Raw genomic sequence first — 24,249 nt, forward strand, 5'->3', positions numbered from 1 at the left:
GAGAATGCAGCTGCGCAGATGGAAGCACCGGCGTGCCGCATATCCGGCGTCGCCCTGGGCGGAGCGAAGCGCAGACCCGGGGACCACTCGTTTGCAGAGTGGTGAGGTGAGCCGCAGCAGGCAGCACGGGCACATGAGATCTGCTAAGACCAGCTCTCGATGAGTTTGCCTCATCGAGAGCTGGTCAAGCCCGTGCGGCGCCTGCGCAATTTCAAGCCGTGATGAGTCAGCGTCTCGGCGCCTTGGTATGAGCGTCAGCTCCCGAGGGGGCGGCATCTCTCTGCGAGCGAGTAGGCCCCGGCTCAAAAGGCCGGGGCGACGCTGCGGTGAGGGGCAATGCCGTGCGGAACGCCGCTGATCGCGCAGCTCTTATCCGTGCTTGCGGTTGAACAGGCCGGAGGGGCTGCTGTTGTCGTTTTGCGGGGTCAGGGACCAGGCCTTGTAGAGCGGGTGGCTGTCCTTCATCCGCGCGTAGAGCTTCGTCATCTGATGCAGAAAGGCCATTTTGCCGGCATAGGTGAGGGCAGCGCCGCCAAGCGTCAGAGCCAGCATGTTTTCCGCAGCGCCCCACAGCGCCATGATGAAGCCGGCGCCGGCCAGCAGCGACAGGGCGAGGGCGGTGCGGGACATTTCCTGCGGAATGGGTACGAACATGCGGTTCAGCCAGATCCGCTCGCCAAAGGTGGCGCGCACGTGCCAGCGGTCCGTCCGGCGCGGCGGTGGAAACAGGCGCGGATTGAGCCAGAGCCAGATCAGCACGAGGCCGGTGGCCGCCAGTGCGCCGGGCAGGCCGATCATGCTGTGGCTCCACACGGCCAGCAGCAGCACCGGCAGGGTGGCAAAGCGGGTCCACACGCTCCAGCCGCTGGCGTGGCGCTGCCAGACCTTCGCATTCATGCCGAGCCAGCGGATCTGTCCGGCCGGCATGACGGCGGGACGGATGCGGGTGTTCCCCGCCTGCGGCCTCAATTGCCTTGCGTTTTCCATCGTCTTGACGGCGTGCCCCGAAACCGCTCCCTGAGCATCTGCCGCGCCCATTGCGCGGCAGCAATCCGATCCTCCGGATCAGGCCTTTATCTTAACGTAAGTTCCCGGTGCGTCACCCAGGATTTTCACCCGGTGCGCGCCCGGCTTGCGGGCCTTCACCGTGCTGCCGTCCTGCTGGCGCAGCCAGGCATCCCAATGCGGCCACCAGGAGCCGGGGTGTTCCTCCGCCGTCTTCAGCCAATCCTCGTAGGCGCCTTCCGGCTTGCCGCCGGTCCAGTACTGGTACTTGCCGCGTGCGGGCGGATTGACCACACCGGCGATGTGCCCGGAGCCGGAGAGGATATAGTCCACCGGCCCGCCGAAGCAGGACGAGCCCTTGAACACCGAATGCGGCGGGGCGATGTGGTCTTCCTTCGTCGCCAGATTATAGACCGGAATGGTGACCTTCTTCAGGTCCAGCTTCTGGCCGCCGATCTCCATCTTGCCCTTGGAGAGGTTGTTCTCCAGATAGCAGTTGCGCAGGTAGAAGGAATGGTTCGCCGCCGGCATGCGGGTGGAATCGGAGTTCCAGAACAAGAGGTCGAAGGGGAAGGGCTCCTTGCCGCGCAGGTAGTTGTTGACCACGTAGGGCCAGATCAGATCGTTGGAGCGCAGCATGTTGAAGGCGGATGCCATCTTCGAGCCGTCCAGATAGCCGCGCTCGGCCATCCGCTTTTCCAGAATGGCGATCTGCTCCTCGTCCACGAAGACCTTCAGATCGCCGGCATAGGTGAAATCCACCTGCGTGGTGAAGAAGGTGGCCGAAGCGATACGGTCATCACCGGTGGCGGCCATATAGGCCAGCGTCACGGCCAGCAGCGTGCCGCCGACGCAATAGCCGATGGCGTTGACCTTGGTTTCCTTCGTGGTCTTGGCGATCACGTCCAGCGTGCTCAGAATGCCTTCGCGCATGTAATGCTCGAAGCTCTTCTGCGCCTGATGCTCATCCGGGTTGATCCAGGAGATGACAAAGACCGTGTGGCCCTGATCCACCGCCCATTTGATGTAGGACTTCTCCGGCGTCAGATCGAGAATGTAGAACTTGTTGATCCAGGGCGGCACGATCAGCAGCGGGCGCTTCAGCACGGTTTCCGTGGCTGGATCGTACTGGATCACCTCGCATACGTCATTGCGGGCGATGACCTTGCCCGGCGTGAGGGCGAGGTTCTTGCCGAGCGCAAACTTGCTGGCATCGGTCTGGCGGATCTTGATGTCGCCGTGCCCGGCCTTGATGTCTTCGGCCAGAAACTCCATGCCGCGGGCCAGGTTCTCGCCGTTGGAGGCCAGTGTTTCCTTCAGCAGCGCCGGGTTGGTCAGCACGAAATTGGACGGGGACAGCGCATTTGACAGCTGCTGGACGTAGAAATCGGCCTTGTGCTTCGTGTGCTCGTCCAGCCCCTCGGCCTCGCTCACCATGGACTGGGCCCAGTTGCTGGTGATCAGATAGAGCTGCTTGAGGAAATCGAAGAACTGGTTCTCGTTCCAGTCCGGGTCCTCGAAGCGCTTGTCGCGCGGCGGGGGCGTGACGGCGGGCTGCGAAGGCTCGCCCATCATGCGCTTGAGGGAGGAGTTCCACAGATTGATGTAGCCGCCCCACAGCCGCGACTGGGCGTCGATGGCGCGCTGCGGATCGGACATCCAGTATTCGCCGACCTGTGCCAGCGTCTTGACGACGGAGGTCAGCTCGTCCGGGGTCTGGGACGAGGCTTCCCCCTTCTCGCGGGGCTCCAGATAGGCGGCCAAAGCCTTGCCGCCGTTCTCCATCATCTTCGCCAGATTCTGCGCAAGGGCTTCCGGATTGTTGACGATGTACTGCATGACCGGATTGTTCTGTTCGTCTGCGTTCCGGCGGTCATCTGCCATGTCAGGGTTCCCCTCCCTATCGGACTGCTTTTTCTCTGCGCTGCCGGCCTTGCGGCTTTTTGGGCTGCTTTGCTGCGTTCATTATCAATCTTGCCGTTCCGATTTATGACACGGAATGGATCAAGGGCGAACGCTGATTTCTAGCATAATCAACTGATGCTGGCGGGAAATCCGAAAAACACCGGATTGGCGAGTGACCGCGAGCCGTTCGCGGGGTTATAAGCGGCCAGATGTTTTGCGCGCTGGCCCTGGTGCCGTGCGCCTTGCGGAGGTTTGAGACGGTGAGAGCGATTGCGGCTTTGGGTGTGGTGGTGCTGTTGGGCGGCTGCGCAAGCGAGCCGGATACGTCCGTTTTCAGCATGGTGAGCGCGCCCGTTACCGGAGCGCGCCCGCAGAATTCCCTGCCGCCTCTGCCGCCGACGATTGCGCAGGACGGGGAAGACGTCTCCGGCGTGCTGGACAGCGAGGCGCGTGAGGCGAATCTGGAACGGCTGAAGAAATTGTCCGAGGCACGGGCCGCCGGAGCGGGACCCAATGGCACGTCAGCGTCCGCGGCCGAGCTGGCGCGCCTGCGCGATGCCCATGGCAAGGCGGCGCTTCAGGAAATCGAAGGGCAGTAAGTCAAGAAGGCGCCAGGTTGCTGACGCATCACGCCTTGAAGAGGTTCAGGCACCCATACGGGCTTGGCCGGGTTCCGGTGAGGCCAGCTCATGGCGGGCTGTTGAGGGAACACTGTCATAAGCCACCAAAAAAACACGGCGCAGGCCCTTGAAGGTGCGTGCGCAAGTGAAGTGGTGCTGATAAGAAGAGCGCCACACAGCAACAGGCCGCATGCGCCTCTTGCTGCGTCTGACCAGGTGGTCAGCGAATCTGGCGGGAAACAGCCGCCGGATGTGTTCGGCTAGCAGCAGAGGAACGCGAGGCCCGCGCCATGGAAGAGTTTCACAAGACCCGCAGACTGCCCCCTTACGTCTTCGAGCAGGTCAACAAGCTCAAGGCGGCGGCACGAGCGCAGGGCGCGGACATCATCGACCTTGGCATGGGCAACCCGGATCTGCCGACGCCCCCGCATATCGTCGAGAAGCTGACCGAAGTGGTGCAGGACCCGCGCACCCACCGTTATTCCGCCTCCAAGGGCATCACCGGCCTGCGCAAGGCTCAGGCTGCCTACTATGAGCGCCGATTCGGTGTGAAGCTGAACCCCAACACCCAGGTGGTGGCGACGCTCGGCTCCAAGGAAGGCTTTGCCAACATGGCCCAGGCGATCACCGCGCCGGGCGATGTGGTGCTGAGCCCCAACCCCAGCTACCCGATCCATACCTTCGGCTTCCTGATGGCCGGTGCCGCGATCCGCGCGATTCCCGCCGAGCCGGGACCGGAAGTGTTCCATGCGCTGGAACGTGCGGTCATCCATTCGGTGCCCAAGCCGATTGCCGTGATCATGTGCTATCCGGCGAACCCGACCGCCTATGTGGCGGATCTGGAATTCTACAAGGATGTTGTGGCCTTTGCGCGCAAGCACGACATCTTCATCCTGTCGGATCTGGCTTATTCCGAGATCTATTTCGGTGACACGCCGCCGCCGTCCATGCTGCAGGTGCCGGGCGCCATCGAGGTGACGGCGGAGTTCACCTCCCTGTCCAAGACCTTCTCCATGCCGGGCTGGCGTGTCGGCTTTGCCGTCGGCAACGAGCGGCTTCTGGCGGCGCTTGCCCGCGTCAAGTCCTACCTCGATTACGGCGCCTTCACGCCGATCCAGGTGGCGGCAACGGCTGCGCTCAACGGGCCGGAAGACTGCATCGTGGAGATGCGCAACACCTACAAGCGCCGCCGCGATGTGCTGGTGGAAAGCTTCGGCCGCGCCGGCTGGGATATTCCGGCTCCGGAAGCCAGCATGTTCGCCTGGGCGCCGATCCCGGAGAAGTTCCGCGCGCTCGGCAGCCTCGAATTCTCCAAGCTGCTGCTGGAGAAGGCGGAGATCGCCGTCGCACCGGGCATCGGCTTCGGTGAATATGGCGATGACTATGTGCGCATCGGCCTCGTCGAAAACGAGAAGCGCCTGCGTCAGGCTGCACGCAACCTGCGCCGTTTCCTTGAAACGGCGGATGAAACGTTGCACAACGTCGTGCCGGTCAGCGCTGCGCGCTGACCTTCTCACAGGCCGGGGTTGCCCGGCACCCGGACTAAACCGGCTGGCGCCCCGCGGCGGGCGCTGGCCCTCATCAACCGGAACATATCGTCAATGGCTTCAGCTTTGAGACTTGGTGTCGCGGGATTGGGAACGGTCGGAGCTTCGCTCATCCGTCTCCTGTCCAAGAATGGGGATGCATTGGCCCGCAAGTGCGGGCGTCCCGTTGTCCTGACTGCGGTGACCGCAAGGGACAAGACCCGTGACCGCGGCCTTGATCTCACTGGTGTCACCTGGTTCGACGATGCGGCCGAAATGGCGCGCTCGGCCGATGTGGATGTTGTGGTGGAACTGATCGGCGGCGCCTCCGGTGCGGCCGAAGCCTGCGTTCGTGCCGCGCTCACCTCAGGCAAGCACGTGATCACCGCCAACAAGGCGCTGCTGGCCGCCCATGGCGTGGAACTGGCCGAGATCGCCGAAAAGGCCGGTGTCTCGCTCAACTATGAAGCGGCGGTTGCGGGCGGCATTCCCATCGTCAAGACCCTGCGCGAGGCGATGGCGGGCAATTCCGTCACCCGCGTCTATGGCATTCTCAACGGCACCTGCAATTACATCCTGACCCGGATGGAGCGCGAGGGCCTGTCCTTTGCCGAGTGCCTCGCCGATGCGCAGCGCCTTGGCTATGCGGAAGCGGATCCCACCTTCGACATCGAAGGCAACGACACGGCGCATAAGCTGGCGCTGCTGACGAGCCTCGCCTTCGGCTGCAAGATCAGCGCCGACGACATTTATCTGGAAGGCATCAGCTCCATCACCACCGCCGACATCAAGGCGGCCGACGAGCTGGGCTACCGGATCAAGCTTCTGGGCGTCGCCCAGGTGACCGAAAGCGGCATCGAGCAGCGCGTGCACCCGACCATGGTGCCGAAGACCTCGGCCATTGCCCGCATCGACGGCGTGCTGAATGCCGTTGCGGTGGATGGCGACTTTGTCGGCGGCGTCGTGCTGGTCGGTCCCGGTGCGGGCGGCAATGCCACGGCATCCTCCGTTGCCTCGGATATCGCCGACATCGCCCGCGGTGACATTGCCCCGGCGCTGGGTGCGCCGAGTAACGTGCTGACGGATTACAAGCGTGCGGGCATGCGCCTGCATGAGGGCGGCTACTACATCCGCCTGTCCGTGTTTGACCGTCCGGGCGCCTTTGCCACCATCGCGCGCTGCATGGCGGATGCGGATATCTCGCTGGAATCCATCGTTCAGCGCCGCCGCCGTGCGCCTGGCAGCCTTAATGGTGCCGAAACTGAGGTGCATGAGGCTCAGCCTGTCATACTGATCACGTATGAGACATCCGAAACGGCGGTCCGTCAGGCGCTGGAGGCCATCGAGGCCAAGGGTGTCGTGGCCGACCGGCCGCAGATGATCCGGATCGAGAAACTGTCTTAAGACCATCCATTGCGGATGATCCCATTCATGTGTTCAGGGGATTGCAATGCCGAAGAAAGAAGCCGCCGCCGCATCGAGCTCGCTTGATCGCATTCTGACGCTGGAGCTGGCCCGCGTGACCGAGCGTGCCGCTGTCGCCGCCGCCCGTCTGCGTGGCCATGGCGACGAAATGGCTGCCGACCAGGCCGCCGTGGACGCCATGCGCCGCGAGTTGAACAACCTGCCGATCGACGGCACGGTGGTGATCGGCGAGGGCGAGCGCGACGAAGCGCCGATGCTCTACATCGGCGAGGAAGTCGGCACGAAGCAGGGCCCGAAGGTGGATATCGCCCTCGACCCGCTGGAAGGCACCACCATCTGCGCCAAGAATCTGCCGAACTCGCTGGCCGTGATCGCGCTGGCCCCGGCTGGCGGTCTGCTGAATGCGCCGGACAGCTACATGGAGAAGCTGGCCATCGGACCCGGCTATCCGGCCGGCATCATCGACCTTGATGCCCCGATTGCCGAGAACATTGCCAATGTGGCCAAGGCCAAGGGCGTGAAGATCTCCGAAATCACCGCCTGCGTGCTCGACCGTCCGCGTCATGCCCGCCTGATCGAGGACATCCGCGCCACCGGTGCTGCCATCCGCCTGATCGGCGACGGTGACGTGGCTGGTGTCATCCACACCACCGACCCGGAAGAGACCGGCATCGACATCTACGCCGGTATCGGCGGCGCGCCGGAAGGCGTGCTGGCGGCTGCGGCGCTGCGCTGCATCGGCGGCCAGATGCAGGGCCGTCTCGTCATCACCCGCGACGAGCAGGTGGAACGCGCCCACCGCATGGGCATTTCCGACATCAAGCGCAAGTATCAGCTTGAGGAAATGGCTTGCGGCGACGTGCTGTTTGCCGCTACCGGCGTGACCGATGGCAACTTCCTGCAGGGCGTGCGCTTCGGCCGCGACCGCATCACCACCCACACCGTGGTCATGCGTTCTTCGACGGGCACCGTGCGTTACATCAAGGCCCAGCATACCCAGGTCGAAAAGTTCCATCTGGACTGAGCTGGAGGGCAGGGCGTGACAGGTGCCGGACCTATTGCAGGTGCCGCTTCGGAAACCGGGCGCACCGTGCTGGGCGTGACACGTTCTGCAAACGGACAGATCTGGCGTGAGCGGCTGACACAGGCGCAGTCGCTCACCGCCCTTGCCATGGCGCAGCGCTTCGGCCTTGCCGATGTGATTGCCCGCGTCATGGCCGCCCGCGATGTGGCGCTGGAGGAGGCGGAAGCCTTTCTGGACCCGACTCTCAAGGGGCTGATGCCGGACCCTTCCAGCCTTGTTCACATGGATGAGGCGGTGGCGCGGGTGGCTGATGCCGTCCAGTCCGGCACCCGCATTGCCATCTTTGGCGATTATGACGTGGACGGTGCCACGTCTTCCGCACTGCTCTCCCGCTATCTGGCCGAGGTGGGGCAGGAGGCGGTGATCCATATTCCCGACCGCATCATCGAGGGCTATGGCCCCAACGGCCCTGCCATCGAGGCACTGCACCACGATGGGGCACGGCTGCTGGTGACCGTCGATTGCGGCAGCACCTCCTTCGAGGCTTTCGAGACGGCGGCAAGGCTGGGGCTGGATGTGGTGGTGATCGACCATCACCAGTGCGGCGTGGAACTGCCGCAGGTGCGGGCGCTGGTCAATCCGAACCGGCAGGATGACCTGTCGGGGCAGGGGCATCTGGCAGCCGTTGGCGTCACCTTCCTGTTTCTCGTCGGTCTCAACCGCGAACTGCGCCGGCGCGGTGCCTTTGCCGGACGCCGGGAGCCGGACCTTCTGGCGCTGCTCGATCTTGTGGCCCTCGGTACGGTCTGCGATGTGGTGCCGCTCAAGGGGCTGAACCGGGCCTATGTCACCAAGGGCCTCATTTCCATGCATGCCCGCTCCAACCCCGGCCTCGCGGCGCTGGCGGATGTGGCGCGGGTGGGCGGCAAGCCGTCTTCCTATCATCTGGGCTTCCTGCTGGGGCCGCGCATCAACGCGGGCGGACGCATCGGCGATGCGGCCCTCGGCGCGCGGCTTCTGACTACTCGAGACAGCGCGCAGGCCCGCGCCATTGCCGAACAGCTGGACCGGCTGAATGCCGAGCGGCAGGCGATGGAAGCGGTGATGCTGGAAGAGGGCGATGCTCAGGCCGTCATCCGCATCCAGACTGAAGATCCTGCGGTGCTGCTGACCGGCTCGGACGGCTGGCATCCGGGCATCGTCGGGCTGATCGCCTCACGTCTCAAGGAAAGCCACCGCCGCCCGGCCTTCGCCATTGCCTATGACGCCAGCGGCAAGGGTACCGGCTCCGGCCGCTCGATCCCGGGCGTCGATCTTGGCCGGGCCGTGCGCAGGGCGGTGGAAGAAGGGCTTCTGGAAAAAGGTGGCGGCCACGCCATGGCGGCGGGTCTCACCGTCCGGCGTGAGCGGGAAGGCGAGCTGACCGCTTTCTTCAACGAGATGCTGCGCGAAGATGTGGAAATTGCCAGCGCCAGCCGGGAGATGAAGGTGGATGCGGCGCTGACGGCCGGCGGGGCTACGATCGAGCTTCTGAACAAGCTGGAACTGGCAGGACCGTTCGGCGCAGGGCATCCGGAGCCGGTCTTTGCCTTTCCGTCACACCGCATTTCCTATGCGGATGTGGTCGGCAACGGCCATGTGCGGGCAACGCTGGCCGGTGCTGATGGCCAGACGCTGAAGGGCATCGCCTTCAAGGCGGCGGAAAAGCCCTTTGGCGAGGCGCTGCTGGCCGGGCGGGGCAAGACGCTGCATGTGGCGGGCAGCCTGTCCATCGACACCTGGCAGGGCGCGCAGCGGGTGCAGCTGCGCATTCTGGACGTGGCGGACCCGCAGGTGAACCGGCTGTGAGGGACCTGCAGGCAGCATAGGGCGCGCGAGGGCAGGTTTTGCGTTTTTCTGCCCTATTCGCATTGCATTAACCATGCCGTAAGAGGCACGCGGTAGAGTCATCTGGCTGAAGGATACAGCGCGGGGATCTGATGAAGAGCCAGGACGAACTCAGAGCGGTTTTTGCGGAACTTGACCGTTCTGCCGATCGGGCGCTCGCTGGCCTTGCCAAGGTCCGCGCTGGAGTGGATGCCGATCCTGCGCCGCTGCCTGCCACCTTCATCCCCGTGCCCCTGCAGGAATGCCTGGCAGTGGCTGCCTTGCTCAGCCTGTTCAAGCTGGGCATCCCGGGCTGAGCGCCCGCAGATCACCTTTCCGTCTCTTTACCAGCGCTCTTAAATCGGTCATGCAGAAGGGGTAAGTTTGCCCCGCAACAGCATATGGACCGGCCATGACTGACTTTCCGATTGCCCTCTGCGCCTTCAATCTCGGCTTCGCACCGGCCTCACCGGCGGAGTATGTGGCCGCCATTGAAGCCCGCATGCAGCGGGCAAAGGAGGGCGGTGCACGGCTTCTGATGCTGCCGGAATATGCCATCGAGGCCTGCCTCTCCTTCAAGCCGGATGGACTGGTGCCCACCTCGGAACTGCCGTTCCTGGCCGGGATTGCGCAGGAGATTGCCCCGCAACTGGCGGATCTGCCGCGCAAATACGGCCTGTCGCTTCTGGCCGGTTCAACACCCTGGCCTGCGGAAGACGGTGGCTTCACCAACCGGGCCTGGCTTTACACTCCGGAAGGAGAGGCCCATTCCCACGACAAGCTGGCGCTGACGCCCTTCGAGAAGGATCCGGAGAGCTGGACGCTCAAGCCCGGCAAGCGGCTGAGGGTGTTCGAGCTGGAGGGCGTGCGCATGGCCATGCTGATCTGCCTTGACGTGGAAATGCCCGCATTGTCCTGTCTGCTGGCACCGGAAAAGATCGACCTGCTGCTGGTCCCGTCCATGACATCGCAGCTTTCCGGCTATCACCGGGTGTTCGATTGTGCCAAGGCGCGGGCAGTGGAACTGATGACCTGTGTTGCCGTCTGCGGCGTGACGGGCGCCTCCACCGGCACGACGCAGAATGACACCAACATCTCCGGTGCGACGCTGTTCACCCCTTGCGAAGCCGAGCTGGGTTTCACCGGCATTGCAGCCACCCTGGCACCTACCGGAGGCACTGCCGGGGAGGAGCCCTTCCTCATCGTCCATCCGCCGCTCGATGCGGTGCGCCAGCTGCGTGCCGGCGGGGCCGAGGTCTGGCCGGGCAGCTGGAGCGCGGAGGGAATCACCGTGGAACGCGAGGATCTGAACGTCTGACGCCAAGGCGCCGGAAAGGCAGAAAACCGCGTCTGCCGTGAGCCGGAACGGAGCTTTTTGCAACTTAGCCGGCAAATTTTTCGGATTATCCGAGGTGACTTAACGGAATGTCGCATTATGGACGTCATTCTGTCTGAGGATGCCTTGACTTGCCGGTTCGAATGAACATTTCATAAAGGCGAGCGTTTTCATTTGAGCCTTTAAGGGTGGTGTTTCGTCCCTGTCAGGCCTCCTCTTTCACACGGTTGAGGGAAAGGACGTCCGATGGTGGACAGTGCGACCTCATATCTGGACCCGGCAGTGACGTCCCAGTCTACCACACAGCGTCTGTGGGGCCTTTTGCGCGGCCTCTTCCTGCGCCCGGCACGGCTGCAGATCGCGGCCCTGTGCCATCGTGTACCCAACGGCCAGCTGGAAGTGCTGCTGGTCGCCTCACGCGGCACCAAGCGCTGGATCCTGCCGAAAGGCTGGCCGGAGCTGGACCACCGCTCGCACCGCACGGCCATGATCGAAGCCTTTGAAGAGGCGGGGGTGACCGGAAAGGTGTCGCAGGAGCCCTATGGCCGTTTCCGCTCCACCAAGGGCCTCGACAGCGGCTTGCGCGTGGACACGGATGTGCTTGTCTTTCTGATCGAGGCGCAGGCACAGGCTGAGGACTATCCCGAGGCAGGCGAGCGGGAATGCCGCTGGCTGCCGGTTGCCGAGGCGATCAAGCTGGCCAGCGAACCGGGTCTGGTGGATATTCTGAAGCGGCTTCAGCGCGACCGGGTTACAGCTGCCTGAAAATCTGCAATAACGGCGCCAATTCATGAAAAACCTGTCGCGGGTGCTCTTTTGCGCCCGCTTGTAGGACGTCACTGGGGACGCCAAGAGGCGCTGCACATTGAAGAAACCGGAAACTCAATCTGCCCTCGACAAGGATCTGGACCGGATCGGTTATATCGAGGATGCAGCCGGAACGGCTGCGCGCCGTCTCGTTGCGCCCGGCCTCTCCTTTGTCTTCATCATGGTCTGTGCGCTCGCCGCCTGGCAATTCGTCGGTGGCGGCGTGTCCGGTTCCATGCTGATCGCCGCTGCCGCGCTCGGCGCCTATATGGCGCTGAACATCGGCGCCAATGACGTCGCCAACAACATGGGGCCGGCGGTCGGCGCGCGCGCCCTGTCGCTGGGGGCGGCTCTCGCCATCGCGGCGGTCTGTGAAACGCTCGGCGCTCTGCTGGCGGGGCGTGAGGTGGTGAACACCATCTCCAGCGGCATCATTCATCCGCAGGATCTCGCCAATCCGCACGCCTTCATGCTGGTCATGCTCTCGGCGCTTGTGGCAGCCGGTGTCTGGGTCAATCTGGCCACCTGGATTGGCGCGCCCGTCTCCACCACGCAGGCCATTGTCGGCGCCGTAGCCGGGGCTGGCGCGGCAGCTGCCGGCATTGCGGCGGTCAACTGGACGACGCTGGGCGGCATCGCCGTCAGCTGGGTTACATCACCGGTGCTTGGCGGCATTCTGGCTGCTGTCTTTCTTGCCTTTGTCCGCAATGTCACGATCTACCAGCCGGACAAGATCGCTGCCTCCCGTGTCTGGGTGCCGGTTCTGATCGGCGCCATGACGGGTGTTTTTTCCACCTATCTGGTGATGAAGGCCTTTCCGGCCTCCGGGCTCCGGCTGCCTGGGGCCATGCTTGCCGGACTTGCGGTCGCCGTTGTGTCCTGGCTACTGGCCCGGCCCTATGTGCGCCGTCAGGCGCGGGGCATGGAGAACCGCAACCAGTCTGTCCGCCGCCTGTTTTCCCTGCCGCTTGTCTGCGCGGCTGCGCTCATGTCCTTTGCCCATGGTGCCAATGATGTGGCCAATGCGGTGGGCCCGGTGGCTGCCATCGCCGGGGTTATCCGCTCCGGCCATATGGTGAGCCAGGTGGAAATCCCGCTCTGGGTGATGATCATCGGTGCCATTGGCATCTCGCTGGGGCTTGTGCTGTTCGGCCCGCGCCTCATCCACCTTGTCGGCCAGCAGATCACCAAGCTCAATCCGATCCGGGCCTATTGCGTGGCTCTGGCAACGGCCGTGACGGTGATCCTTGCCTCCGCTCTGGGCCTTCCTGTCAGCACCACCCATGTGGCTGTTGGCGGCGTTTTCGGCGTCGGTTTCTTCCGTGAATGGGAAACCCAGCGTGTCGGCACCCGTTTGAGCGTCATGGCCGATGGTGCGGGCAAGGGCAAGCGTCTGCGTCCGATCAGGAACCGCGAAGAGCAGAAGCGCCGGTTCCTCGTCCGCCGCGCCCATTTCATGACGATTCTGGCGGCATGGGTCGTGACAGTTCCCGCTGCTGCGCTGCTCGGCGCCGGCGTGCTTGTGGCTCTCTCCTTCCTGCTCGGCTGAAGGCTCTCCGCATCATGACAAAAGCCCGGAAGCGGTGGCGCTTCCGGGCTTTTGTGTTTCTGCATCAGGCGGGCGTTGCGCGTTCTTTCAGACAGCAGCCTTCGCCCCCAGTTCCAGTGCTGCATCTTCCATGTGTTCCAGCACGTAAGGCAGGAAGCTGCGCCAGGATTCGAGCACGAAACTGTCTTCGGCAATCCGCCACAGCACCACTTCCGCCTTGTGGCAGAGGGTGCGGGTGACCATGCCCACCGGGAAGGCGGCGAGGCTGAGATCAAGAAAGACGCCGGTGTTGAGCAGCCAGACGGCCTTTGCGCCCGAGACAAGCACCGCGTCCTGCCGGTGCGAGATATCCGTGACCGACGCAGCGAGGCCGGAGACGGCGCTGTCTGCAGCCGCCTGAAAGGCGTCCAGCTCCGCTTCAGGGGCCAGCAGCAGCCATTCATCGGGTCCAAGCCACAGGGCCGCCTTGCTGCCGGCAACAGCTGCCGTCAGCGGTGTCTGGGGCAGGGCGGTGCCAAGAGCCGCAGCGATGGCCTCCTGCGCCGGGGCGCGGCCCCGGAAGGAGAGCCGGGCCAGCGGCGCGCAGCGGGAAACGCTCAGGCCTTCGTAACGCAGAACCGGGGTTTCGCCTGCGGCAGGGGTATAGATCTCAGCCATCGAGACGGGTTCCTTCCGGGTCATACATCACAGGGTCTACGATCTTCACGGCAATGGCACCCGAGGGCATCGGCACCTGCAGAACCTCGCCCATGCGGCTGCGGCCATCCTTGACGACACCAAGGCCGATGGTGCGGCCCAGTGCCTCGCTCCAGTAAGCCGAGGTCACATGGCCCAATGCAGGCGTGCCCTTGGCCGGGTTCGCCTCGGCGGTGATCTGCGCGCCTTCTTCCAGCATCCGCTTGGGATCGACCGGTTGCAGGCCAACGACCTGCTTGCGGCCCGTGGCCACAAGATCCGGCCGTGCCAGCGAGCGCTTGCCGACGAAGTCGAACTTCTTCTTGCCGATGGCCCACTCGAGGCCCGCATCGGCTGGCGTCACGGTGCCATCGGTTTCCTGGCCGACGATGATGTAGCCCTTTTCCGCGCGCAGCACGTGCATGGTTTCCGTGCCATAGACGCAGCCGCCGTGCTTTTCGGTTTCGGCCCAGATCATCTCCCACACCTTGGCGCCATGGCGGGCGGGGACATTCACTTCAAAGCCAAGTTCGCCGGTGAAGCTGACGCGGAACAGACGGCAGGGCAGCCCGGCAAAGCGGCAGGTGGCAACGCTCATATGCGGGAAGGCCTCTGCCGAAAGATCCAGTCCCGCGACGAAGGGCGCGATGATCTCGCGTGCTTTCGGTCCCTGCACGGCGATGACGGCAAACTGTTCCGTGGTGGAGGTGATCCACACATCGAGGTCCGGCCATTCCGTCTGGAGGAAGTCCTCCATCATGGCAAAGACGCGCGCTGCGCCGCCCGTGGTGGTGGTGACGTGGAACCTGTCCTCCGAAAGCCTGCCCACCACGCCATCATCGATGATGAAACCGGCTTCGTTGAGCAGCACCGCATAGCGGCAGCGGCCCGGCTTCAGGCCCTTCCACGGGTTGGTGTAGAAGCGCTCCAGAAACTCTGCCGCGTCCTTGCCCACCACTTCGATCTTGCCGAGGGTGGAAGCGTCGAACTGGCCGGCCGTCTGCCGTGCCGTGCGGCACTCGCGGGCGACGGCGGCATGCATGTCCTCGCCTGCCTTGGGGAAATACCAGGTGCGCTTCCACTGGCCCACGTCCTCGAAGACGCCGCCCTGCTTCACCACCCAGTCATGGGAGGGCGTGCGGCGGACGGGATCGAAGGCATCACCGCGCGAGGACCCGGCGAAGGTGCCGAAACTCGTCGGCGTGTAGGGCAGGCGGAAGGTGGTGAGACCCACCTGCGGCAGAGCCGTGCCAAGCGCGCCGGAGGCAATCGCCAGCGCGTTGAGGTTGGACAGGCGGCCCTGATCCGTCGCCATGCCGGTGGTGGTGTAGCGCTTGATATGCTCGATGGAATGCATGCCCTCGCGCACCGCCAGTTCCACGTCCTTGGCGGTCACGTCGTTCTGGAAATCGACGAAGGCCTTCACGCGGGAAGCATCACGGTCATGCGGCAGGGCGCCAAGGAAGCCGCCGGTGGCAGCTTCCGCCCCATCGGCGCGGATGCTGCGCACCTTCAGCGGGGTTCCCACCGCCTTGTTCGCCGCCTGCTCACCGGCGGCATAGCCATCGTTGAGGACAGCGGCAAGGCCGTTCACGCCCCGGCAACTGCCGGCGGACCGCTCGTTCTGGACGCTCACCCCCGGCAGGAAGGCCTGCATCTCGTCATTCCAGACCACCTTGCCACGGGACTGGGAATAGAGGCTGACGGCTGGCGTCCAGCCGCCGGACATGAGAATGGCGTCGCAACTGATGTCACCGGCGGCCGCCACGCTGCCATCCTCGCGCAACCGGCCCAGCAGCGCCTTGCTGACGCGCAGGTGTCCGGAGGTGCCGGTGACGGTGCAGCCGGTTTCGACCCGGATGCCGAGCCTTGCAGCTTCCGCGACCAGATGCTCCGGCGGCGTGCGGCGCAGGTCGGCGATGGCGGCGATATCCACGCCGGATGCGGCGAGATCGAAGGCTGCCGTCCAGGCGCTGTCACAAGCGGCAGCGACCAGCACGTTGCGGCCAACCTTTGCGCCATAGCGGTTGAGATAGGTCCTCCCAGCGCCCGCCAGCAGGATGCCGGGCCGGTCGTTTTCCGGGAAGACGAGCGGACGCTCATGGGCGCCAGCGGCGATGACGACTTCCTTCGCGCGCACCTGCCACATCCGCTCACGCGGCAGGGCGGGATCGGGTTGGGCGATATGGTCCGTCACCCGCTCGGCCAGGGCGACGAAGTTCTGCACGAAATAGCCGAAAGCCGTGGTGCGCGGCAGCAGGGTAACGTTGCCGCGTGCAGCGAGCGTGGCCAGCGTTGCCGCCGCCCAGTCCGCCGCCGCATGACCTTCGACGGTGGCGCCAGATTCTGCCAGCAGCGAGCCGCCCATTTCCGCCTGCTCGTCGCACAGGATCACCCGTGCGCCGCTTTCGCTGGCGGCAAGGGCAGCGGCAAGGCCTGCGGGGCCTGCGCCAATCACCAGAACATCGCAATGCGCATAAGTGTTGGCATAGCGGTCCGGGTCGGCGAGCTTCGGCGGCTTGCCGAGACCGGCGGCGGCGCGGATGACCGGCTCATACACCCGGTCCCAGAACGCCTTCGGCCACATGAAGGTCTTGTAGTAGAAGCCCGCCGGGAACAGCGGCGACAGCACATTGTTGACCGCCCCCACATCGAACTCCAGCGAGGGGAAACGGTTCTGGCTGACGGCCGTAAGGCCCTCGTACAGCTCCACCTGCGGGGCGCGCAGGTTCGGCGTCTGGTCGCCGTGCCGGTAGACGCCCACCAGCGCGTTGGGCTCCTCGGAGCCCGCCGTGACGATGCCGCGCGGGCGGTGATACTTGAAGGAGCGGCCGGTCAGATGCACCCCGTTGGCGATGAGGGCCGAAGCCAGTGTATCGCCCGCAAGGCCGGTCATTTCCTTTCCATCGAAAGTGAAGCTGAGGTGGCGGGACCGGTCCACCCGTCCGCCGTTGCCGGTGCGCATGTGGCCGCCGCGCGTGCTGTGGCTGGTCATTTCGCGGCCTCCCGGGCAAGGGCTTCAAGATCCGGCATCGGTTCCCCGGCCTTGTATGTGCAGATGAACTTGTCGCTCACCGTGTCGCGCACGGCATTGAAGAAGCGCCCGCAGCCATGGGTGTGGCGCCAGCGCTCGGCATAGAGCCCGCGCGTGTTGGAGCGCATGTAGAGGAACTGGGCCCATTCCTCGTCATTGAGGGCGGAAGGATCGGCCGGGCGGGCGATATGCGCCTCGCCGCCGTAGCGGAATTCGGTCTCGGGCCGTTCGACGCCGCAACAGGGGCAGAAAATCAGCAGCATGGAGAAAGCCTCAGTGAGCCACGGCGGCAGCGGCCGCCTCGTCGATCAGGCGTCCGGTGCGGAACCTGTCCAGGGAGAAGGGGGCGTTGATGGGGTGCGGCGCGCCGGTTGCAATCGTGTGGGCAAACACATGGCCCGAGCCCGGCGTTGCCTTGAAGCCGCCCGTACCCCAGCCGCAGTTGACATAAAGCCCCGGCACCGGCGTCAGCCCGATGATCGGCGAACGGTCCGGCGTGTTGTCAACGATGCCGCCCCAGTTGCGCAGCATGCGCATGCGCCGGAACATGGGGAACAGCTCGCAGATGGCATCGAGCGTGTGGGTGGTGATGTGCAGCCCGCCTGCCTGCGAATAGGAGACGAACTGGTCCGTGCCCGCGCCGATCACCAGCTCGCCCTTGTCGGACTGGGAGATATAGGCGTGAATGGTGTTGGACATGACCACGCAGGGGAAGGCGGGCTTCACCGGCTCGGACACCAGCGCCTGCAGCGGATTGGATTCCAGCGGCAGCTTCAGCCCGGCCATGGCCATGACGACGGAGGTGTTGCCAGCCGCAACGCAGCCGATCTTTTTGGCGCCGATGAAGCCGCGTGAGGTTTCCACGCCGGTGATCTCGCCGGAAGGCGCACGGCGGATGCCGGTGACGGCGCAGTTTTGAATGATATCCACCCCAAGTGCATCGGCCGCGCGTGCATAGCCCCAGGCCACCGCATCATGCCGTGCCGTGCCGCCCACCCGCTGCAGGGCCGCGCCCATCACCGGGTAGCGGATGTTCTTTTCGATGTTCAGCGGCGGGCAGAATTCCTTCGCCTCTTCCGGCGTCATCCATTCGTTCTCGACCCCGGCCAGCCGGTTGGCGTGGATGTGGCGCTTGAACACCTGCACGTCATGCACCGTATGAGCCAGCATCATCACGCCGCGCTTGGAGTACATGACGTTGTAATTGAGGTCCTGCGACAGGCCGTCCCACAGATTCAGCGCATGCTGGTAGAGGGCGGCGCTTTCCTCCCACAGGTAGTTGGAGCGCACGATGGTGGTGTTGCGGCCCGTGTTGCCGCCGCCCAGCCAGCCCTTGTCCAGCACGGCCACATTGGTGATGCCGTGCACCTTGGCCAGATAATAGGCGGTGGCCAGCCCATGGCCGCCCGCGCCGATGATGATGACGTCATAGGCGGCCTTGGGCTCCGGAGAGCGCCACTGGTGGCCCCAGTTCTTGTGCGCGCTGAAGGCGTTTTTCGCCAGTTCGAGAAGGGAATAGCGCGTCATGGCCGCCGGCAGGCTCCTTGTCATGGTGTGCCGCTGCGCCGCCGCCGGGCAGGGCTTGTTGTCTCAGTGTGACTGACGCGGGCGGCTGGACACAAGGGGGCCTCCCGTCAGAACAGGTCTCTCACTTTTGCCAGCAGCAGCGCAACATCCTAACCTCAGACAGTCCTGCAATGGTCAGAATCCGACATGTCCGCCGCACCGGCCGCAGAGACCGGAAAATTCTGATGGAACAGGGCTCTCTGTGTGACTGGCTGGACAATTTGTGTCGCGTTTCGTGACAGGCTCCGCCGCTCGATCTGTTACCGGGGGTGGCTGACATGAACGTCACTGCTTATAACACGGCGATCATCATTGATGACTTGCCCATTGAAGGAGGGGAGATCCCATGGAAGTTCGCGCCGCAGTCGCCGTTCAGGCCGGCAAGCCGCTGGAAGTCATGACCGTCAATCTGGAAGGCCCGCGTGCCTTCGAGGTTCTGGTGGAAGTCAAGGCCACCGGCATCTGCCACACCGATGATTTCACCCTGTCGGGCGCCGACCCGGAAGGCATCTTCCCGGCGATCCTGGGCCATGAGGGCGCGGGCGTCGTGGTGGAGGTGGGCAAGGGCGTCACCAGCCTGAAGCCGGGCGACCATGTGATTCCGCTCTACACGCCCGAGTGCCGCGAGTGCCCGTCCTGCCTGTCGCGCAAGACCAACCTGTGCACCGCCATCCGCGCCACGCAGGGCCAAGGCCTGATGCCGGACGGCACCTCGCGCTTTTCCATCGGCAAGGACAAGATCCATCACTACATGGGCTGCTCCACCTTCGCCAATTACACGGTTCTGCCGGAGATCGCGCTCGCCAAGGTCAACCCGGACGCGCCCTTCGACAAGATCTGCTACATCGGCTGCGGCGTCACCACCGGCATTGGTGCGGTGATCCACACCGCCAAGGTGGAGATCGGCGCCACGGCGGTCGTCTTCGGCCTCGGCGGCATCGGCCTCAACGTCATTCAGGGCCTGCGCCTTGCCGGTGCGGACATGATCATCGGCGTCGACATCAACAACTCCAAGAAAGAATGGGGCGAGCGCTTCGGCATGACCCATTTCGTCAACCCGCTGGAAATCGGCGAGGACATCGTTCCCTACATCGTCAACCTGACGAAGCGCGGTGCCGACACCATCGGCGGAGCGGATTACACCTTCGACTGCACGGGCAACACCAAGGTGATGCGCCAGGCGCTGGAATGCTCGCACCGCGGCTGGGGCAAGTCGGTCGTCATTGGCGTCGCCGGTGCCGGGCAGGAAATCTCCACCCGCCCGTTCCAGCTCGTCACGGGCCGCACCTGGATGGGCACCGCCTTCGGCGGCGCGCGCGGGCGCACGGACGTGCCGAAGATCGTCGACTGGTACATGGACGGCAAGATCGAGATCGACCCGATGATCACCCATCTGCTGCCGCTGGAAGACATCAACAAGGGCTTCGACATGATGCACTCGGGCGAGTCCATCCGCTCCGTCGTGGTCTATTGAGGGGCGGGCGATGAAGACCGTTTCCGAAAGCCGCATGTATGGCGGCGTGCAGGGCGTCTATACCCATGACAGCAATGTCTGCGGCGTGCCGATGACCTTCGCCGTCTACCTGCCGCCGCAGGCCAAGGCGGGGCGTGTGCCCTGCCTGTGGTATCTGTCGGGCCTGACCTGCACCCACGAGAATGCCATGACCAAGGCCGGGCTGCAGGCCCATGCGGCCGAGTTCGGTCTGGCCATCGTCTTCCCCGACACCAGCCCGCGCGGCGAAGGTGTCGCCAATGACGAGGCCTATGATCTGGGGCAGGGCGCCGGTTTTTATGTCAACGCCACGCAGGACCCGTGGGCACCGCATTTCCGCATGGAAGACTATGTGGTGCGCGAGCTGCGCGATCTTGTGGCCGCGTCCTTCCCCGTGACGGACAGCCACGGCATCACCGGCCATTCCATGGGCGGCCACGGCGCGCTGACGCTCGCCATGCGCCACCCCGGCCACTATGCCTCGCTCTCGGCCTTCGCGCCGATTGCCCACCCGTCCGCCTCGGACTGGGGCCGCAAGCAGCTGGGGGCATATCTCGGCCCGGACGAAAGCCTGTGGCGCGGCCATGATGCGGTGCACCTTTTGGCGGACAAGGGCTGGTCTTCGGACCTTCTGGTCGATCAGGGCCTGTCCGACCAGTTTCTGGATCTGCTGAAGCCCGAGGCCCTCGCAGAAGCGCTGGGCCGCACCCGCACACCCTCCACGGTGCGCCTGCAGGCGGGCTATGACCATTCCTACAACTTCGTCGCCACCTTCGGCCGCGATCACGTGGAATGGCATGCAGCACGGCTGAAGTAACGCTGCAGGGCTTTATGCGATGAGCAAGGGGCGGGGCCGGGAACGGCTCCGCCCTTTGCCGTTGGTGCCTCCCGTTCCCCCATCCGTCGCAACCCGGAAAGCGAGCGAATTCCAAAAATATTCCTGTCCGGACAAGGGCTTGCCGGTCTGGTTTCGGGTCGTTCCGGCTTCTCCCGCCGCCTAGCTTGCCGGTGTTTTCAACCGGAGAGCAGATCCATGCAACTGAAAGACAAGGTCATCATCATCACCGGCGCCAGCAGCGGCATCGGCGAAGCGGCAGCGCGGATGTTTGCGGCACGCGGGGCAAGGCTCGTCCTCGGCGCCAGACGCAAGGACAGGCTGGAGGCGCTCGCCGCCGAACTCAACGCGGACGGCGGCGCAGCCGTCGCTGTCTCAGGGGATGTGGCTGAGGCGGAACATGCGCAGGCGCTGGTGGATGCCGCCCTCGGCCAGTTCGGCCGCCTCGACGGGGCCTTCAACAATGCCGGCATGGTGGGGGACATGGTGCCGCTGCCGCAGATGAGCCCGGCCAACTGGCACAGGGTGCTCGAGGTGAACCTCACCAGCGCCTTCCATCTGGCACGGGCGCAGATCCCGGCCATGCTGGCAGACGTCGGGCAGGGCGCCATCGTCTTCACCTCCACCTTCGTCGGCCATGCGGCGGGCCTGCCGGGCATGGCAGCCTATGCGGCTGCAAAGGCGGGGCTCATTGGCCTGACGCAGGTTCTGGCCGCCGAACACGGCGCGGCGGGGCTCCGCGTCAACGCGCTGCTGCCGGGCGGCACCCGCACGGACATGGCGCCGCAGGATCAGGCCTCGCTGGACTGGGTGGCCGGGCTGCATGCCCTGAAGCGCCTTGCCCGGCCGGAAGAGATCGCGGCTGCTGCCGCTTTTCTCCTCAGTGACGATGCCTCCTTCGTCACCGGCACGGCAATGACCGCCGATGGTGGCAATTCCATCTCCAAGACCTGAGGGAAGCTCCCGGTGTGGCAAACGCACCGGGAGGCTGATCTTCAGCGCGGCCGCACGAAGGCCGCGCTGAGCAGCACGGCGAGCCAGCCGCAGATCATCAGTGAGCCACCCGTGGGCGCGGACATGGCAAACAGCCGTTCAGCCGTGAGCGCCCGGCTGACCAGATCCCCGCTGAACAGCGCCACGCCTGCCAGCAGCAGCACGAAGGCCACGGGCAGCAGCGGCACCCGCCGCAGCTGCGCCAGCGCGCCAAGGCCCAGAAACGCCGGGGCGTGGAACAGCAGCATGCCGGCGGCCACGCTCATAAGCCCGGTTGCATCCATATGCGTGCCAAGCGCCGCCAGCGCGACGCCTGCCGCCCCGCAAAGCCCAGCCGCCACCATCCCCGCCCGGAACAGCGGATGCGTGGCCTGTGACACCGCATTGTCAGAGGGAGAATCTTGAGAAGAAACCTGCATCCTGAACCGCCATCAGCCAAACCCGGCACCCCACGGCGCCCTCGGGAGAGTATCTGTCCCGGCAAATCTACCGGTGGCAGAGGGGCGTGTCGATGTGCGGGGGAATGGCAAAGAGACGCAGGGGAGGGGGGCTATGCCGCTATTGGAAATTGAGCTCGAATAGGTGTTTGACAAATCATCTGCATAATTCTTGCTACACCAATGCTGCAATCAAGCTTATGATGACGCCTAGAAATAAAATAGAAAATGTAATTCTAAGGATTAGGCTTACCCACATACGAAATTTAGAAAGTATCCATCCAGCGATTATGGCAGGTGAAACTGTGGCAAGGAAGCGAATAGATGTATGCCATTCAGGGTTCACCGCATACATGTTTACGATAATACCAGTCAATGCGGCCCCGATCAGAAATATAGTTGATGCTCTGCCTTCATCCTGTTCTTTTTGATATTCAGCCTCCGATAGGTAGCGGTTTCCAACGCGATATCTTGCCATTCCCCTGTGCTCCATTCCTCTCATACTGGATATCTGGATACAGAATAATTATGTGCAATTAGAGGGGGTGTTGGTTAAGTTCCACAATTAAAGACCGGATGGCTTCAGAAGTAATCGCGTCTGGGCATCCTTTTACCTTCCTCCGCGCCGCGCCGGCCTTGTGCCGGCGCCCGTGAGGGGGCAAGAGAAGCGAAAGCTACCATCCCCTTTATGAACTGCCAGCAACTGCCGGAAACCGGCGTCACACGGCGTCCGCGATGAGATGCGGAGAATATGGTCAGGACGGCGAAGTTGCCCAGTCTTCGTGCCCGTGCCTTATCCGAACAATGAGAATATCGCCGCTTTCGGTAATCCTGTAGATGATCAGATGCGCCTTGAAGGGATATATGCGCATGGGCGGCGTCAATTCCGGGCGTTCTCTTGCCAGCTGGGGATTTGCTGCGATCAGGTCAAACAGCTCGAACAGCTGGTCATGGTATCTTCTCGCCTGTTCAGCACCAAAAAGGCGTAAGCCTGTTTCGGCAATGCCGATAATATCCTCTTCCGCTTCAAGGGACAGATGAAAGCCCATGAATCAGCCGCTGCGCGGTGCTGCTGTCCGTGTCAGCGCTGCCTCGAACAGCTCTTCTTTCGAGCGGCTGCCCAAGCCGCTCTGCAGACCTTCGTCCACATGGCGCTGCATGGCCGCGATCTTGTTGCTGCGCTCCTGATCCTTGCGGATCAGATCAAGCACATAGTCGCTCGCATTCGCATAGTGGCCGGTGCGGGCCTGCTCCTCCACCCATTCCTTCACGGGATCTGGCAAGGATACATTCATGGTCGCCATCGGCATCACCTCCATCCGGATATCATGCCATATGTGGCAGGGCTTGTCAGGCTCTGGGTAGTCCTCCGTGACTGATCTTCACCGCCAAATAACTGAAAGTTATAAATCTGTTGAATTTTCAAGTAAGATTTATAAGGATATTATGTTATTTAATTATGGGGATATGTTTCTGAATTAAGAGTGGTTTTGTTCTGTATATCAATAAGAAATATCTAAAAAGCTCGGGTTTTATTTTATCTTTTTTTTATCTTTTCTTTTTGGTTTTTCTGGAATTCTTTCCCTAACTTTTAATGCTTTTTTTTCAACAAGGAAGGCGCGTTGGAGGAAAACCTCTATGGCGTAGAGTAATTCAGAAATTTCTTTGGGTTCTGGCATCCAGCCCCGGTGTGCCGCAGCATTTCCAGCATCCGCAATCACACTTAGGATGTCGTGTTCCGTCGACCCGATCCAGCCTCCCGATTGCAGTTCGGCGAGTTTTTCTTGAAACGTCTTGGCTGGATCGATTCCAAGAACTTCAGTGCCGCGGTCTAAAGCAGTGCGAAGCCCGATCGCTGTCAGAATGTAGGCTTTATTCTCATAGGTGGTGTACATTTGGTCGAGAATATTTTGAAGTTGCTCGTCAACATTGCCGATAGAATCAAGCCAAATGGGTCGGTTTTTACTGTCAGGCCTTGGATAGGTGACTTTTGTCCTGTTGGCTACGCCCTGCTCTTCACCATTTTCGTCGTACCACTGCTCTACATCGATTTCATTCCAACTGTCGTGTAGATAAAACACTGTCTCGCATCCTTGACACTGTAGTAATGAATGGTCGACACCGCCACACATTGAGTGGCCGTAACGGTCCTCC

Annotated in this window: 23 protein-coding genes; 12 read left to right on the top strand and 11 right to left on the bottom strand. The window is 63.4% G+C overall.

The features are described 5' to 3' along the window. Nucleotides 1-369: 369 nt before the first annotated feature. Both IF10I1_RS08210 and IF10I1_RS08215 read right to left on the bottom strand, forming a co-directional pair. Entirely contained in the window at nucleotides 370-1,038 is a 669-nt protein-coding gene (locus IF10I1_RS08210) for a DUF6653 family protein (protein WP_186391891.1), read from the bottom strand. Between the two features lie 27 nt (nucleotides 1,039-1,065). Next, nucleotides 1,066-2,889, bottom strand: coding sequence for an alpha/beta hydrolase (locus IF10I1_RS08215; protein ID WP_186391890.1), 1,824 nt, complete (start codon nucleotides 2,887-2,889; stop codon nucleotides 1,066-1,068). A gap of 281 nt (nucleotides 2,890-3,170) precedes the next feature. On the opposite strand from IF10I1_RS08215, the gene IF10I1_RS08220 reads away from it, so the two are divergent. The 9 genes from IF10I1_RS08220 (at nucleotide 3,171) to IF10I1_RS08260 (ending at nucleotide 13,063) form a co-directional block, all read left to right on the top strand. Continuing rightward, entirely contained in the window at nucleotides 3,171-3,509 is a 339-nt protein-coding gene (locus IF10I1_RS08220) for a hypothetical protein (RefSeq protein ID WP_186391889.1), read from the top strand. Nucleotides 3,510-3,820: 311 nt separating this feature from the next. Next, on the top strand, nucleotides 3,821-5,038 hold the full coding sequence (locus tag IF10I1_RS08225; RefSeq protein WP_050472775.1) for an LL-diaminopimelate aminotransferase: 1,218 nt from the start codon (nucleotides 3,821-3,823) through the stop codon (nucleotides 5,036-5,038). A gap of 93 nt (nucleotides 5,039-5,131) precedes the next feature. Continuing rightward, nucleotides 5,132-6,460 carry a homoserine dehydrogenase gene (locus tag IF10I1_RS08230; protein ID WP_050472776.1) on the top strand — a complete coding sequence of 443 codons (1,329 nt, stop codon included), beginning with the start codon at nucleotides 5,132-5,134 and terminating at the stop codon, nucleotides 6,458-6,460. A gap of 46 nt (nucleotides 6,461-6,506) precedes the next feature. Continuing rightward, nucleotides 6,507-7,505, top strand: coding sequence for a class II fructose-bisphosphatase (gene glpX, locus IF10I1_RS08235; protein WP_050472777.1), 999 nt, complete (start codon nucleotides 6,507-6,509; stop codon nucleotides 7,503-7,505). A gap of 15 nt (nucleotides 7,506-7,520) precedes the next feature. Further along, on the top strand, nucleotides 7,521-9,353 hold the full coding sequence (gene recJ / locus IF10I1_RS08240; RefSeq protein ID WP_244284642.1) for a single-stranded-DNA-specific exonuclease RecJ: 1,833 nt from the start codon (nucleotides 7,521-7,523) through the stop codon (nucleotides 9,351-9,353). A 131-nt stretch (nucleotides 9,354-9,484) separates the two neighbouring features. After that, nucleotides 9,485-9,688, top strand: a complete 204-nt coding sequence (locus IF10I1_RS08245) for a hypothetical protein (RefSeq protein WP_050472778.1) — start codon at nucleotides 9,485-9,487, stop codon at nucleotides 9,686-9,688. A 95-nt stretch (nucleotides 9,689-9,783) separates the two neighbouring features. After that, complete coding sequence (locus IF10I1_RS08250; protein WP_186391888.1) at nucleotides 9,784-10,689, top strand: nitrilase-related carbon-nitrogen hydrolase; 906 nt, start codon at nucleotides 9,784-9,786, stop codon at nucleotides 10,687-10,689. Between the two features lie 264 nt (nucleotides 10,690-10,953). After that, complete coding sequence (locus IF10I1_RS08255; protein ID WP_186424436.1) at nucleotides 10,954-11,472, top strand: NUDIX hydrolase; 519 nt, start codon at nucleotides 10,954-10,956, stop codon at nucleotides 11,470-11,472. 100 nt (nucleotides 11,473-11,572) lie between these two features. Next, nucleotides 11,573-13,063, top strand: a complete 1,491-nt coding sequence (locus IF10I1_RS08260) for an inorganic phosphate transporter (protein ID WP_186391887.1) — start codon at nucleotides 11,573-11,575, stop codon at nucleotides 13,061-13,063. Nucleotides 13,064-13,150: 87 nt separating this feature from the next. Here IF10I1_RS08260 and IF10I1_RS08265 read toward each other — a convergent pair whose 3' ends face one another. From IF10I1_RS08265 to IF10I1_RS08280, 4 genes are read right to left on the bottom strand one after another with little or no spacing between them, the layout of a single operon-like run. Next, nucleotides 13,151-13,720: a sarcosine oxidase subunit gamma gene (locus tag IF10I1_RS08265; protein WP_186391886.1), complete on the bottom strand. Its 570-nt coding sequence runs from the start codon at nucleotides 13,718-13,720 to the stop codon at nucleotides 13,151-13,153. Beyond that, nucleotides 13,713-16,733 (bottom strand): sarcosine oxidase subunit alpha family protein, encoded by a 3,021-nt coding sequence (locus IF10I1_RS08270; RefSeq protein WP_186391885.1) that lies wholly within the window; start codon nucleotides 16,731-16,733, stop codon nucleotides 13,713-13,715. The genes IF10I1_RS08265 and IF10I1_RS08270 overlap by 8 nt, the downstream gene beginning before the upstream one ends. Continuing rightward, nucleotides 16,730-17,035 (bottom strand): sarcosine oxidase subunit delta, encoded by a 306-nt coding sequence (locus IF10I1_RS08275; protein ID WP_123194553.1) that lies wholly within the window; start codon nucleotides 17,033-17,035, stop codon nucleotides 16,730-16,732. The genes IF10I1_RS08270 and IF10I1_RS08275 overlap by 4 nt, the downstream gene beginning before the upstream one ends. Before the next feature lie 10 nt (nucleotides 17,036-17,045). Next, nucleotides 17,046-18,299 (bottom strand): sarcosine oxidase subunit beta family protein, encoded by a 1,254-nt coding sequence (locus IF10I1_RS08280; protein ID WP_186391884.1) that lies wholly within the window; start codon nucleotides 18,297-18,299, stop codon nucleotides 17,046-17,048. A 385-nt stretch (nucleotides 18,300-18,684) separates the two neighbouring features. Between IF10I1_RS08280 and IF10I1_RS08285 the strand changes: the two genes are divergently transcribed. The 3 genes from IF10I1_RS08285 (at nucleotide 18,685) to IF10I1_RS08295 (ending at nucleotide 21,619) form a co-directional block, all read left to right on the top strand. Beyond that, nucleotides 18,685-19,812, top strand: coding sequence for an S-(hydroxymethyl)glutathione dehydrogenase/class III alcohol dehydrogenase (locus IF10I1_RS08285; protein ID WP_050472784.1), 1,128 nt, complete (start codon nucleotides 18,685-18,687; stop codon nucleotides 19,810-19,812). A 10-nt stretch (nucleotides 19,813-19,822) separates the two neighbouring features. Beyond that, nucleotides 19,823-20,647, top strand: coding sequence for an S-formylglutathione hydrolase (gene fghA, locus IF10I1_RS08290; protein WP_186391883.1), 825 nt, complete (start codon nucleotides 19,823-19,825; stop codon nucleotides 20,645-20,647). Nucleotides 20,648-20,863: 216 nt separating this feature from the next. After that, the gene (locus tag IF10I1_RS08295; RefSeq protein ID WP_186424437.1) at nucleotides 20,864-21,619 is read left to right on the top strand and encodes an SDR family oxidoreductase; all 756 of its coding nucleotides are present in this window, start codon (nucleotides 20,864-20,866) and stop codon (nucleotides 21,617-21,619) included. 41 nt (nucleotides 21,620-21,660) lie between these two features. Here the strand turns inward: IF10I1_RS08295 and IF10I1_RS08300 are convergent, their stop codons facing one another. The 5 genes from IF10I1_RS08300 to IF10I1_RS08320 all read right to left on the bottom strand — a co-directional run bounded on the left by IF10I1_RS08300 (nucleotide 21,661) and on the right by IF10I1_RS08320 (nucleotide 24,176). Further along, nucleotides 21,661-22,038 carry a DUF423 domain-containing protein gene (locus tag IF10I1_RS08300; protein WP_371328532.1) on the bottom strand — a complete coding sequence of 126 codons (378 nt, stop codon included), beginning with the start codon at nucleotides 22,036-22,038 and terminating at the stop codon, nucleotides 21,661-21,663. A gap of 232 nt (nucleotides 22,039-22,270) precedes the next feature. Continuing rightward, nucleotides 22,271-22,573: a hypothetical protein gene (locus IF10I1_RS08305; protein ID WP_186391880.1), complete on the bottom strand. Its 303-nt coding sequence runs from the start codon at nucleotides 22,571-22,573 to the stop codon at nucleotides 22,271-22,273. Between the two features lie 277 nt (nucleotides 22,574-22,850). Continuing rightward, on the bottom strand, nucleotides 22,851-23,144 hold the full coding sequence (locus tag IF10I1_RS08310; protein WP_186391879.1) for a type II toxin-antitoxin system RelE/ParE family toxin: 294 nt from the start codon (nucleotides 23,142-23,144) through the stop codon (nucleotides 22,851-22,853). Between the two features lie 3 nt (nucleotides 23,145-23,147). Beyond that, a complete protein-coding gene (locus tag IF10I1_RS08315) occupies nucleotides 23,148-23,399 on the bottom strand; it encodes a type II toxin-antitoxin system ParD family antitoxin (protein WP_186391878.1) in 252 nt (83 codons plus the stop codon). A gap of 228 nt (nucleotides 23,400-23,627) precedes the next feature. After that, nucleotides 23,628-24,176, bottom strand: a complete 549-nt coding sequence (locus IF10I1_RS08320; RefSeq protein ID WP_186414983.1) for a DUF4145 domain-containing protein — start codon at nucleotides 24,174-24,176, stop codon at nucleotides 23,628-23,630. Nucleotides 24,177-24,249 lie beyond the last annotated feature (73 nt).

This window comes from Pannonibacter sp. I15F10I1 (assembly GCF_900185665.1).
GTDB lineage: Bacteria > Pseudomonadota > Alphaproteobacteria > Rhizobiales > Stappiaceae > Pannonibacter > Pannonibacter indicus.